Source organism: Parafrankia soli, from assembly GCF_001854695.1.
GTDB classification, from domain to species: domain Bacteria; phylum Actinomycetota; class Actinomycetes; order Frankiales; family Frankiaceae; genus Parafrankia; species Parafrankia soli.
Map to the genome: position 1 here is coordinate 1 of NZ_MAXA01000236.1, position 12,983 is coordinate 12,983.

Consider the following 12,983-nt stretch of genomic DNA (forward strand, 5'->3'; position numbering starts at 1 on the left):
CAGCACCTGGTGGCCGTGCATCGAGGCATTCCTGCGCACCGGGCTCACCAACGCAGGCAGCGAGGGCCACAACCGGATCGTCAAGCTCGACGCCCGCAACGCCTTCGGATACCGCACCCCAACCAACCAGCAGCTACGGACACGCTGCGCAACCACCCGCCGAGCCCGCGGATGTCTCAACCCCGCTTAACTTCGAAGACCCGGTTTCCAGCCGTGCGGTACCTGTCAATACTGCCCAGAAAACTCCCATTGCGCAAGAACAACTACCGTCAGTAAACCCGGCCGGGAAACGCTATCCCCCAGCGACCGCCTACGGCTCCCGTGAGCAGGAGTTTCAGCAGCAGGGACGATCGGAGAGGCTCATGGGCCCGGTTCCAGGACGCCGTCGTCTTCCTTTTCACGGTCGGGACGGGCGCGAGCGCGCTGGGCGGCTGGACCGCAGGCACGGCGCAGGTCGTTCTTCGGGTTGTGGCCGGCATCGCCGCCATCTACATGATCTACCTGCTCGGTACCTACTACCGGCTCTCACGCGAGAACGACCTCGTCTCGGCGGAGCAGCTCATCCGGGATGTCGAGGACGTGGTCACCCGACAGTCGGCACCCAACGAGGAGTCCGTCCAGGTCAAGATCATAATTGGCTGCTCGGATGAGGCTGACCGCGTCCAGGAGGAGGTGCAGGTCAGACCGAACCCACAGGTCGTGAACCGGATCATCAGACCGATCATGCCCTACCACTGGCGGCGGCCCGGCCACCTCCGCGACATCGAGTTCACCTGCACCGTGGACGAGAGCGACGACGGCCCGGTGCTTGTCCGACCTCGACCGATGCGGAACCGGGAGTACCTGCAGATATGGTTGATCTTCACTCCGACGTTGACTAAGCCCACCGTATGGCGGTTCCAGTACCGTCCACGCGGCCTGTGGCGGGAGCTTCGCGAGACTGGCCACGACCGTCTCGTCCGGCACGACACGATGCCGTCCGACGGCAGATCCCCCATGGTCGACTTCCGGATCACCTTCGTGTTCGTGGATTCCACGTTCAAACCTCGGGTGAGCGAGCGGAACGGGTACGGAACGACTTCCGGTCCAACGCGTTCAAGCACCGGCGAGTGGGTGGTGGACTGGCACGACCCCAGTCCACAGGGAAGGCGCTACGAGTGGGTTATCGCCCGGACACCGGTAATCGGGGCAAACTAGGACGGAGGAGATTCGATGTCCAAGGACGGTAGTGCGTGCCGGTTGCTTGGAGGCGAAGGCGGAACCTGATCCACCTGCCCGGGGCCGCTGGTGGCGTGGTCGGCTCGTCGCGGCTGAATCTCGGAGTTCGGCCCGTTCGGCCCGTTCGGCCCGAACATGGTGACCGCCCCCGCACCCGACCGGCGGGATGGTGGGCCACCATGGCGGCATGCGAGTCACGGCGCCGCCCAGCCATCCCCCCGCCGAGGGCGCATGACCCCGGCCGGGCTCCCCCCCTCCGGTCGCGCGATCAGCCGTGAGGTGACCGCAGCCGTCGCGGCCGTCGCCGCACGGGATCCGGACGCGCTGCGTGAGGCACGCACCCGGCTGCGGGCCATCGACGAGCTGCAGGTCCGGGACGTCCTGCACGGGCTGACCCTGGGGCTGATCGAGCAGGCGTTCCCCGACGGTCTCGATGCGGCCGACCTGCGCGCGCTGCTGGGGGACGTCCTGCGCTCGGCGGCGGCCTGGCTGCCGGAGCTGGACGCCTACCCGGTCGCCGTCGTGCTCACCGGCGTGCTGTCGGTGCACGAGGCGGACGCGCCACCGCTCGACCCCGAGGTGCTTCCGATCGCCTGCGCGGCGGTGGTCAGCCACCTGGTCCAGCGGCTCGGCGTCCCACTCGACGCCGAGCTGGCCCGCGTCTTCGACGAGCTCCGCCAGGCGCAGACGATGGAGATGCCCTGAGGGTCACCCGAGGCGCAGGACAGGCTGGTCACCCAGGCGTTCCGGCGGGGCCCCGCGACCGAGGGCGCCCTGTTCACTCCCGGCCTGGGCCTGCAGCCGGCTCCGCCGAGAACCCTGCTGCCGGCGACCGGCGGCCACGTCCTGGAAAGCCTCGCCGCGGGCTGGAACGCGCTGGCGCCAGCCGCGTAGCGGCGGGGGGCTGTTTCGCGACGCGGGTACCGGCGGCTGGCCGCGTACTTCTCACGACGGCGTCCGCGGTCCCGCACGGTGGGTCAGCGGGCGCCGAACGGCGGGTGCCGGCCGCGTCGAGACGTGGCGGGCCCGAGGCGATACGTGCCGAGCCGCGGGTGGGTTCACGCCCGGCCAGGCGCGTGGGCGCCGGCCGCCGGCCGGGTGGGCAGGCGCGTCAGTGAGGGGGGCGCGCCTGCTCCCTCCGGCGCGTCGGCCGGGTCGGCCGCGGGCACGGCGGCCGGGTCGGTGGCCCGGTCCGAGGCACTGGCCCGGGGGGCCGTGGCCCAGCGGATACTCGAGACCACGCCGTGCCCGGCGATCCGTCCCCAGGTGGCTTCGGTCGCCGGGAGGTAGGGCAGGCGCAGCGGCCAGCGGGTCCAGGCGGGCATCAGCCCGACGGCCGCGGCGGCGAGCGCGCTGTAGGGAACCCGGGCGGCGAGGGGCAGCGGGGCCCGCAGCAACAGGTAGCGGGCCGCGCCGCGGGCCTGCGGCGTCCCCCGCAGCTCGGGCCGGAAGGCGGCGAGCTGGTCGGCGAGCTCGGGCCGGGTCCGCGGCGGGTCGGGCACACCGAGCCGGCTGGCGATCAGGCTGGCGTCGGCGATGTAGTCGTCGCATTCGGACGGGCTCAGCGGCGCCGCCCCGTAGCGTTGGTGGGCGGCCAGGAAGCTGTCGATCTCGGCGAGGTGAACCCATCGCAGCAGGTGCGGGTCGCCCGCCGAGTAGGGCCGGCCGTCCGCGGCGACGCCCCGGACCCGCCGGTGCACCCCGCGCACCCGGTCCACCGCCCGCTCCGCCTCACTCACCGGGCCGAACGTCGTCACCGCCAGGAAGAAACTCGTCCGCTGGAGACGGCCCCACGGGTCCTCTCGGTAGTCCGAGTGCTCGGCGACCCCGGCCATCGCGAGCGGGTGCAGCGACTGGAAGAGCAGGGCGCGCAGGCCGCCGACGAACATGGCCGCGTCGGCGTGCACCCGGCGGATGGGCCGGTCCTCGCCGAACCAACGCTCGCCGGGGGCCTCGAAGATCTGCTCCCGCCGCTGCGGCCCGCTCGTGCCCGCCACCCGGGAGAACACCTCCCCGGCGAGACGGGTGCGCAGGGCTTCCGCGTCGATCCGGATCCTGGGCAGCGTCACCGTTCCATCATGCGCCGGGCAACCGCGGACGGACCAACCGGCCGGAATCGGCCTCCGGCCCGGGGACGGCCCGGGGACGGCCCGGGGACGTGCCGGGTGCCGGGTGCCGCCTTCCCGCATGGTTCAGTGATGGCCATGGAGGTTGCCGGACCTGCGACGATCGCCGGCCACGTGATCGTGTGTGGCCTGAACGACCTGGGCCTGAGCATCGTCGAGCAGCTTGACGCGGCCGGGGTGCGCGCCGTGGTGGTCGACGAGCGCGACGCGCCGGGCCTGCGCCGCCGGCTCGAGCGGTGGGGCGTCACCCTGATCCGGGAGAGCGTCCGGACGCCGGAGTCCCTGCGCGAGGCCGGCCTCGACACCGCGCTGGMTGTGGTGGCCTGCCACGAGACCGACCTGGAGAACCTGCAGATCGCGCTGGTGGCGGTCAACGCCGCGCCGCGGATCCGGATCATCGCCGGCATCGGCAACCGCCAGCTCGGCGACCAGCTCCGGGACGCGCTCACCCAGGTCCGGGTACGCAGCGTCGGTGAGCTGGCGGGGCCGGGCTTCGTCGAGGCGTGCGTCCGCTCCGCCGTGATCCACGCCTTTCCTTTGGACGAACCAGCCGGGGACAGGGAGATCTTCGCCGTCGTCGACGAGCCGGTCACCGGCCGGGCGCCGTTCCGGGCGCTCTACGGCGACCTGACACCCATCTCGCTGCGCCGGGCGGGCGAGCGGCTGGCCGAGGTGTGCCCGCCGCGGGACGTCCCGCTGGCCCCCGGTGACCGTCTCACCGTGCTGGGCCGTCTCGGCGAGCTCCGCGCACGCGGGATGGCGGTCGACGAGGTGCACGACGCCCGCGTCTTCGCCTCCCTGGCCGCCGGCGCCAGGGAGGACGCCGGCGACAACAGCCGCGGCCACGGCGGCGGGGGCGCCGGAGGCGATGACCGCGACCGCGGTGGACTCGGTGACAGAGACGGCCGCGGTGGCAGGGATGGCCGTGCGGGGGCGCCGGACGCCCCCGGCCGCGCACGGCACGCGCCGGCCCGGAACACGACGCGGGCCGCCCGGATGCGGACGCTGCTGGCGACGGTGCGCGGCGAGCTCGACCGGCCGTTCCGCCGGGCCCTGGCGGTCGTCGGGGCCCTCATGGTGATCAGCACTGTCGTGCTGACGTTGACCTACGAGGACAACAACCCCGGGGCGCCCGCGGACTTCGACACGCTCGACGCGCTGTACCTGACGGTCGAGACCATGGTCACGGTCGGCTACGGCGACTACAACTTCGGCGCCGCGGACAGCTGGCTGCAGGCCTTCGGCATCGGCCTGATGCTGCTCGGCGCCCTGTCCATCGCCGTCGTCTACGCGTTCATCACCAACGTCATCATCAGCCGCCGGCTGGAACGGGCGCTTGGGCGCGGCCGAGCGAACGCCGTCCGCGGGCATGTGATCCTCTGCGGGCTCGGCTCGGTGGGCGTGGCGACGATGGAGGGCCTGCTGCGGGCCGGCCGGCGGATCGTGGTCATCGAACGGGACGAGAACAACCGGTTCCTGCCGGTGGCCCGTGAGCGCGGCGTCCCCGTGGTGATCGGCGACGCGACGGTACGCGCGACGCTGTTGGAGGCCGGGCTCGCACACGCGACCACGATCGCGGCGGTGACCAGCGACGGCCTGGCCAACCTGGAGACCATCCTGTCGGCCCGCGAGACGCACGCGGAGCTGCGCCGGGCCCACGCCGCCCGGTGGGCCGCGCGGACCGCCACCCAACGCGCCGGCGGCCGGGCCCACCACGGCGCACGCCACGACCCCGCCCGACCCGCCGACAGGAGCCCCGAAGCGGCGCTGCGCGTCGTCCTGCGGGTCTTCGACGCCACCATGGCGGACGAGTTCGAGCGCCGCTTCGGGATCCACACCGCCCGCAGCGCGTCCACGCTGGCGACGCCGTACTTCGTCGCCGCCGCGCTCGGCCACGAGGTGATCAGCGCCTTCTACGTGGAGCGGACGCCGTTCCTGGTCGCGCGGATGACGGTGCGCCCCGGAGGCGGGCTGGCCGGGCCCACCCTCGGCGAGCTCGCGACCGGAACCCGGGTCCTAGCCGTGACCAGGCACGACGACCCCCACAGCGGCCCCCGTATCGGGCCCGACGACGACTCCCGGGGCAACACCGAGGACGGCATGGCCCACGGCTCGGGCGCGAGCTCCCCGGACTACCGACCCGGCCGGCACACAAAGCTGCGGCCCGGGGACGAACTGCTCGTGGTCGGCCCCGTCACCCAGATCGTGGACATGGTCCGGCGCAACCAGCTGACCCGGCACACGTCGTCACAGAGCTGACGCCGCCAGCCGGCACCGCGGGCGGCTGCTGGTCAGGAGCGGCTGTTCAGGCCAGGGGGATGCCGGCGCCGAGCAGGCCGGTGCGGACACGGTCGGCCACCGCCTCGACCTGCGTCGAGAGGTAGAAGTGCCCGCCGGGCAGCACAGCCAGGTCGAACGCGCCTGTCGTGTGCTCGGCCCAGGCCGCCGCCTCCGCCTCGGTCACGGCCGCGTCGCTGTCACCGATCGTCACCCGCAGCTCCGCGGCCACCGTGACACCGGGCGCGCAACGGTAGGTCTCGATGGCCTGGTAGTCGGCCCGCGTCGCGGGCAGGATCAGGTCGACCAGCTCCGGGTCCGCGATGATCCGCCGGTCGGTGCCGCCCAGCTTCGCGATCGACTCCAGGACGGACGCGTCATCACCGTGGTGGACGGTGCCGGGTCGGCTCCTGGACGGGGCGGGACGGCCGGACGGGAACACGATCGACGGAACAGGTGCCCCCGGCGTGGCCTCCAGCCGGCGGGTCACCTCGAACGCGACGATCGAGCCCATACTGTGCCCGAACAGGGCAAGCGGGCGGTCGGTCAGCGGGCCCAGCGCCGCCGCGATCTCGTCGGCGAGCGCGTCGATGCTGGTGTGCGGGGCCTCGGCCAGCCGGTCCTGCCGGCCCGGGTACTGCACGGCGCAGACCTCGGCGACCTCCGCCAGCGCCGCGGACAGCGGGTGAAAGAAGGTGGACGCGCCGCCGGCGTGCGGGAAGCACACGAGCCGGGGGCCCGTCTCGCTGCCGCGGTGGAACCGCCGCAGCCAGCGGTCGATGTCGCTGGTCAAGGTCACCACCGTCAGGCCGGGACAAGGACGGGAACAGAGCGGTCCGTGTCCGGACCCACCACCACCATCAGACCATGCCCGCCCGCTCCCCGGCCACCGGCCCGTCGACGTCCCGGTCGAGCATCGTTCGCACGCCGGTCCGCACTGGACTCCCGGGGCCGCCGCCACGGCACCGGGTACGCCGACGAACGCGCCTAATAGCTTTGCGGTTCGAGCAGGCTCCGAGGAAGATCCCCGCATGCCGGTCGAGAGCTCTGACGGGGTCCGTATCGGCTACGAGATCCTTGGGCAGGGGAAGCCGCTGGTACTTCTGCACGGCTTCTTCAAGGACCGCGAAGCCGAGCTCTTCCGCACCCGTGGCGTCGCACCGTTCATCGACCACCTCGAACGGCAGGGAGCGCTGCCCGACTGGATGCGGACAGCCGATCGACTGGCCAGAGCCGTCGTCGTTGAGCTGCCGGGCTGCGGCCACTTCGACGCATTCGTCCGTAGCGATCTTTCCGTCCCACCCGCCAGGACCTTCCTCTCCACAGCCTCGATACCCGTCAGCCGGACCTGACCCAAGGGAGCACACCAGTGGCCGCCGGAGTACTGATCGCGGAGAGCCTGCGCGTCGGGACCGTCCTGGACGACCTGTCGCTCGTCGTCCGGAAACTCCAACGGTCGGCACCGGGAAATGCCACCGCCGAGCAGCCACCTGTCTGGACGCTGGTCTTCTTCGACGTCGCCGACACCGAAGCCGAGGCACTGGCCACTCAACTGAGCGACGCCCTGGATACGCCTGGATGGTACGTGGACCTACACACCGCTCAGGACAGCTTCATCGTGTTCCCCGGCCGAGTCATACGCTACCGACGGGGGGACCCGCAGGGACGCGCCGAGGCCCAGGAACACGGCCGTGCTCACGGCATCCCCGACTCACAACTCGACTGGCCGATCTGACTTTCCGACCGGCGAGGATCTCGATGGTGCGATCAGGCTCGTCTCCTGCTGGTCGGAGGAACGGCGCGGCGGGTCCCCGACGAGCCACGTGGCCCACGACGCTCGGCCCGCGTGGCCAGGCTGCCCCGCATGGCGCTGGATGACTGTTTCCCAGGCTGGCGCGGTACTGGTGGTGCGTCCTGATCTGACGGACGTGGAGCTCAACGAGCTGTCCGACGCGTCGTGGCCGGACCGCGGCCGACGTCCTTTGCGCCGTCAAAGGGCCGCCAAATGGCGGGGGCCGCTCACCATCGTGTTTCGCCGCGGCCACCCTGAAAGCACAAGGAACCCAGAGAGTCAACACACAACCCTTCCCCAACACGGATGGCCGACCTATCATCTCTTTACGGTGATCGGCTAAGGTTGCATGCCGTCGTCCATCTCGAGGCCCGCGGTAGTCGTGTGCGCCGGGCGCTTCGTTTATTTCCATGTCGGGGGTTCACATGGGTACGGGTGCCGACCAGGCCATCGAAGACGCCACCCAGGAGTCTCCCAGCGATCCGCGGCCGGTTACCGATACCTGGCGTGATTTTTTCCCGCGCCCGTGACCATGCTTCTGTGATTCCGTTCTCCTTCGCCGCCGGAGATTTTCGGCGGCGACCGGCGGCGATTCCACAAAAGCCGACCCAGGGCGCTGGACACGCCTGCCTTCAGACAGGCGTCCCGGAGAGGACGGCACCAGCAATGCTCGACCACCCCGTACTTCCCGTACCCGACGTTGTTCCCCTACCCGAATCCGCGGGCCCGGGTCGCGTTCCCTCTCGTCGCGGGCTGTTCCTGGCCGCGACCGGTGCCGTCCCCGCGGCGGTCCTGACGAGCGGCGTGGCCGCGGCCGCGGTGCGTCCGGGAGGGCCCGGCCAGCCCGCTGGGGACCTGCCGCCGCGCGTCGACGTGCACCACCACGCCATGCCGGCACCCGTCCGGTCCTGGCTGGTGGAGCACGGCATGCTCCCACCGGCGGGGGGCCCGCTGTTCGCGCGGTGGGATCTCGGCACCACCCTCGCCACCATGGACCAGCACGGCATCCAGCTCGCCGTCCTGTCCGCGCCGGTGCCGACCGCGTTCACCCCAGTGCCCTCGCAGGCCGCGGAGCTGGCGACCATCGCGAACGACAGCCTGGGCACGCTCGCCCGCGAGCAGCCGTCCCGCTTCGGCTGGCTGGCCAGCGTCCCGTACCTCGAGCCGAACGACGCCGTGGCCGAGATCGAGCGGGTGTACGGCGGCCAGGCGCCCGACGGGGTGCTGCTCACCGCGCACGCCGGCACCCAATACCTCGGTGACCCGGCCCTGGATCCGGTCATGGCGGCCCTGAACGACCGGGACGCGGTTGTCCTGGTGCATCCGTTCGACCTGCCCGGCGCGTCCCCGATCGCGGTGCCGTCCTTCGTCGTGGACTTCATGGCGGACACCACCCGCGCTGCCGTGCAACTCACCGTGTCCGGTGCTCTCGACCGTTTCCCGCGGATCCAATGGATCCTCGCGCACGGCGGCGGCGCCTTCCCGTACCTGGCGGGCCGCCTGGCGCTGGGCCGCGGCCTCGGCTACGGCGCGGACCCGGGAGCGATCAGGGCCGCGGTGCGGCGGTTCTGGTACGACACCGCTGGGCCGATGTCCCCGTACGCCACGCCCAGCCTGCTCGCGGCCGCCGGCGCCGGGAGGATCCTCTACGGCTCCGACTACAACGCCATCCCCGCGGCGACCGTCGGCGAGAGCCTCGCGGCCCTACGCGCCGACCCGGCGCTGGACGCCCCGGCGCGCGCGGCGATCGCCCGCGGCAACGCCCTGCGCCTGTTCCCCGCCCTGGCACAGCGACTGGGCTGAGGGAACGCCGCATCGGGCCGCGGCCGGCACTCGCCCGCATGGTCGGACGGCGGGCGTCCACGACTCCCTCGTCGTGGACGCCCGCCGTCCGCGCCTCAGTCGCTCAGGACCAGTCCGGCCAGGTCACCGGCGTCGCGCCACTCCTGCAACAGCTCCTCGAACGCGTAGAAGCCGGGCCCGTAGGGCTCCCCGAGGAACCACCGGGCGTTCGACTCGCCCTCGCTGTTGTAGTAGCCGGGGGTGCACTCGGTGACGAACCTGGTGTTGTCGATCTTGTTGTCGCGGATGGTCCGGACCCAGCCCTCCTCGGCCTCGGCGGTGGGCTCCACGACCTTCGCCCCGCGGGCCTTCGCCTCCCCGAGGATGTAGGCGATGTGGTCGGCCTGCTGCTCGAACATCTTGGTCGTGGACGCGGTGACCCCGCCCTGGATGAAGCCGGTGGCGAAGTAGTTGGGGAAACCGTGCGCCATGATGCCGTGCAGCGTGCGGAAGCCCTTGCCCCAGTGGTCGTAGAGCGATCTGCCGTCACGGCCCGCGAGCGGCCTGATGTCCAGCTGCCGGTCGAGAGCTCCGGTGATCTCGAAGCCGCTGGCGAACACGATGCAGTCAACCTCGTGTTCGATACCGTTGGCGACGACCCCACGCTCGGTGATCCGCTCGACGCCCTTGGAGTCCGACACGTCGACGAGGGTGACGTTCGGCAGGTTGAAGGTCGGCAGGTAGTCGTCGTTGAACACCGGACGCTTGCACAGAATGCGGAAGTACGGCTTCAGGAGCTCCGCGGTCTTCGGGTCCTCGACGACCTGGTCGACCCGCTGCCGGATCCGCTCCGCGACCCGGTAGTCCTCGGCCTCGTGCAGCTCCATGAACTTCACGGGGTCGGCCAGCGCGCCCCAGCCGTTCGTGGAGTTGAGGTGCGCGGCGAGGTTACGGGCGACCTCGGTCCAGGCGTCGCAGATGTTGTCCGGCTCACCCGGCGAGTAGAACGCGAAGGTCGCGTTGTGGAAGTTGCGCTGGCGCTCCTCCCGCCACCCGGGCTTCAGGCTCRCCACCCATTCCGGATCGGTCGGGTAGTTGGAACGCTCGAAGACGTAGGACGGCGTCCGCTGGAACACCGTCAGGTGCTTCGCGCCGCGCGCCAGGTGCGGGATCGCCTGGACGCCGCTGGAGCCGGTACCGATCACGGCGATCCGCTTGTCGCCGATCTTGTCCAGCCCGCCGTGCAGGTCACCGCCGGTGTAGTCGAAGTCCCAGCGGGCGGTGTGGAAGGTGTGCCCCTTGAAATCGGTGATGCCGGGGATGCCGGGTAGTTTCGGCCGGTTGTAGGGCCCCTGGCACATGATGATGAACCTGGTCCGGATGTCGTCACCGCGGTTGGTGACTATCCGCCAGCGCCCGATCTCCTCGTCCCACTCCAGCGACTGGACCATGGTGTGGAACAGCGTCTTGTCGTAGACGCCCAGGTGGCGCCCGATCCGCTGGGCGTGCTCGTAGCACTCGTCGCCGTGGGAGAACTTCTCCTTCGGGATGAAGCCGGTCTCCTCGAGCAGCGGGAGATAGCAGTAGGCGTCCGAGTCGATCTGGATGCCTGGATAGCGGTTCCAGTACCAGACGCCACCGAAGTCGCCGCCCAGTTCCAGGATTTTGAAGTCGGAGATCCCCTTCTTCTGTAACCGGTCCGCGGCGATCAGTCCCGAGAAGCCGCCACCGAGGATCACCACCTCGATCTCAAGGTCGATCGGCGTGCGGGGCGTGAGCGGCGTGTGCGGATCGGCTTCGTAGAACTCGGCGAACTCGTCACCGGACTCGACGTACTGCTTCTGGCCGTCAGTGCGCAGCCGCCGGTCCCGCTCGGCGAGATACTTCTCGCGAAGCGCCTCCTGATCGACCTCGGGGGTGATCGTCGGCGCACAGTGATCCAGGGGCGATCGGTACATGAGAGATCCTCGGTCCTGCTCGTGGTCACGGTCGGGAACGGCGGGTCCGGTCATGGCCGGCTCCGCGGGATTTCGATCGGCCGGGTCGGTATGTCCACGGCGCGGCTGCTCAGCGTTCCGGCCGGAGGGCCAGGACGCTGCCCTCGGCGTCCGCCGAGACGTACAGGGTGCCGTCCGGGCCGGCGGCGATACCGGCGAACGGGCCCTGCGGCCCCGAGAACGGCGGCTGCCCGCGCAGCGGCTTGGGGGTGACGCCGGGCGGGGCGCCCACGGGGAGGTCACGCGCGATCGTGGTGCGCGCCCCGGTGCCCGGGTCGACGTCGAGCAGCGTCTTGGCGCCGGCGTCGACGATCAGCAACCGCCCGCCCCGGGCCAGGATGCCCTGCGGCGTGTCCAGACCGTCGACGACGGTCTCCGCGCGTGGGCCGCCGACCGAGACGATCCGCCCGGCCCCGGCCTCGGACACCAGGCAGGCCCCGTCGGAGCCGAAGGTCACGCCGACCGGCTTGTCCAGTCCGGTGGCGAGGACCTCGATCTCGCCGGCTCGGACAGCCAGCACCCGGCCGCGGCCGAACTCGGCCGCCACCACCGCGCCGTCCAGCGCGATCGCGACACCGTAGGGCTGGTCCAGGCCCTCCGCCAGCACCTCGCTCACGAATTCCGCGGGCCGGAAGCGCGCGATCGTGCCATTGCCCGTGGTGACGATGAATTCGCCAGGCCCGGTGGTGGTCACCCCGCGGACGAAGCCGGGACTGCCGGGGCTGAACAGCATGCCGACGGTTCGCGGGGAGCCGCCCGGGCTCAGCGCGTAGAAGAACGGGCCGTCGGCGATGTAAAGGGTGCCGTCCGTGTCGAGGGTCAGGTCCAGCGGCCAGTTCAGGCCCCCGGGCAGCGTGGTCCGGGTCTCGCCGCCGCCCAGCACCTCCGTGATCTCTCCGGTGAAGTTCGAGACGAACAGCCGGCCGTCGAGAAAGGTGCAGTTGTCGAGGCCGGGCTGGAGTTTGGCGAGCACCTCCCGATCGCCCGAGCGCGGGTCGATGCGCAGCACCTCGCCGGTGTGTACCTGGGTGGACACGATGAATCCGGCGTCGTCGAACTTCACCGAGTCCGGCACACCCAGGTCGCCGGCGACCCGCTGCGGCTCGCCGCCGTCGGGGTGAATACGCCAGATGTCGTTGGTGGCCATGGCCGGGTAGTAGAGAAAGCCGTCCGGGCCGACCTCCATGGCGTTCGGCATGTCCAGGTTGTCCGCGAGCACCCGGGGCGCGCCGCCACCGAGCGGCAGCTCCATCAGCCGGCCGCCGGGGCGGCACTCGTTCACGAACAGGCGGTCCTGGTACACGGTGATGCCGTTGACGGCGGGCATGTCCTCGCCCACGACCCGGACCCGGCCGTCGGTGCCGAGGACGCTCACCCGGTCGTCCATGTACTCGGTCGCGTAGATGTTGCCGGCCGAGTCGAAGGCGACGTCGTCCGGGCCGACGATGTCGCCGCCCTTGGGGCTGACGGCCTCCACCGCCCCGGTGTCGACGTCCAGCGCGCTGATCTGACTACCGGTCACCTGGGCTATGTATATGCGGCCGTCGGGACCGGTGCGCAGCCCGTTCGCACCGAAAAGCCTGCTCGTCGGCGTAAGTCGGTCCAAGGTCCAACCCGCCGCAAGGGTGGTCGGAGCAAGGCTGGTGTAGCGCGCCCCTTGAGCCAAGGTTGAGACCCCCTGTACTGAGGACATCGGTGTCCGCGAGACGTGTCCGCCGCCTGCCGTCGGATGGCAGGCGCGCGGACCACCTCTGTACTGGTTATGTGTCTGGTTTATGACCGTATATCTTT

At 71.2% G+C, this 12,983-nt stretch carries 11 protein-coding genes; 7 read left to right on the plus strand and 4 right to left on the minus strand.

Translation table 11 applies throughout. The features are described 5' to 3' along the window. The 3 genes from BBK14_RS24770 to BBK14_RS24780 form a co-directional block, all read left to right on the plus strand. The coding region (locus BBK14_RS24770) for a transposase (RefSeq protein ID WP_198541426.1) at positions 1–190 on the plus strand (190 nt) is incomplete at its 5' end. Positions 191–321: 131 nt separating this feature from the next. After that, positions 322–1,197: a hypothetical protein gene (locus BBK14_RS24775; protein WP_071065659.1), complete on the plus strand. Its 876-nt coding sequence runs from the start codon at positions 322–324 to the stop codon at positions 1,195–1,197. A gap of 252 nt (positions 1,198–1,449) precedes the next feature. Further along, positions 1,450–1,923: a hypothetical protein gene (locus BBK14_RS24780; protein ID WP_071065660.1), complete on the plus strand. Its 474-nt coding sequence runs from the start codon at positions 1,450–1,452 to the stop codon at positions 1,921–1,923. 353 nt (positions 1,924–2,276) lie between these two features. Here BBK14_RS24780 and BBK14_RS24785 read toward each other — a convergent pair whose 3' ends face one another. After that, a complete protein-coding gene (locus BBK14_RS24785) occupies positions 2,277–3,287 on the minus strand; it encodes an oxygenase MpaB family protein (protein ID WP_241831820.1) in 1,011 nt (336 codons plus the stop codon). Positions 3,288–3,416: 129 nt separating this feature from the next. On the opposite strand from BBK14_RS24785, the gene BBK14_RS24790 reads away from it, so the two are divergent. Continuing rightward, entirely contained in the window at positions 3,417–5,603 is a 2,187-nt protein-coding gene (locus tag BBK14_RS24790) for an NAD-binding protein (RefSeq protein ID WP_420849191.1), read from the plus strand. 46 nt (positions 5,604–5,649) lie between these two features. Here BBK14_RS24790 and BBK14_RS24795 read toward each other — a convergent pair whose 3' ends face one another. Then, complete coding sequence (locus BBK14_RS24795) at positions 5,650–6,420, minus strand: thioesterase II family protein (protein WP_071065691.1); 771 nt, start codon at positions 6,418–6,420, stop codon at positions 5,650–5,652. Between the two features lie 232 nt (positions 6,421–6,652). Here BBK14_RS24795 and BBK14_RS24800 point away from each other — a divergent pair, with 232 nt between their 5' ends. The 3 genes from BBK14_RS24800 to BBK14_RS24810 all read left to right on the plus strand — a co-directional run bounded on the left by BBK14_RS24800 (position 6,653) and on the right by BBK14_RS24810 (position 9,216). Beyond that, positions 6,653–6,973 (plus strand): alpha/beta fold hydrolase, encoded by a 321-nt coding sequence (locus tag BBK14_RS24800; protein ID WP_071065661.1) that lies wholly within the window; start codon positions 6,653–6,655, stop codon positions 6,971–6,973. 17 nt (positions 6,974–6,990) lie between these two features. Next, entirely contained in the window at positions 6,991–7,356 is a 366-nt protein-coding gene (locus BBK14_RS24805) for a CHRD domain-containing protein (RefSeq protein ID WP_071065662.1), read from the plus strand. 723 nt (positions 7,357–8,079) lie between these two features. Next, entirely contained in the window at positions 8,080–9,216 is a 1,137-nt protein-coding gene (locus BBK14_RS24810; protein ID WP_241831821.1) for an amidohydrolase family protein, read from the plus strand. 95 nt (positions 9,217–9,311) lie between these two features. Here BBK14_RS24810 and BBK14_RS24815 read toward each other — a convergent pair whose 3' ends face one another. Both BBK14_RS24815 and BBK14_RS24820 read right to left on the minus strand, forming a co-directional pair. After that, on the minus strand, positions 9,312–11,153 hold the full coding sequence (locus tag BBK14_RS24815) for a flavin-containing monooxygenase (RefSeq protein WP_071065663.1): 1,842 nt from the start codon (positions 11,151–11,153) through the stop codon (positions 9,312–9,314). Positions 11,154–11,262: 109 nt separating this feature from the next. Next, entirely contained in the window at positions 11,263–12,798 is a 1,536-nt protein-coding gene (locus BBK14_RS24820; RefSeq protein WP_476739406.1) for an SMP-30/gluconolactonase/LRE family protein, read from the minus strand. Positions 12,799–12,983 lie beyond the last annotated feature (185 nt).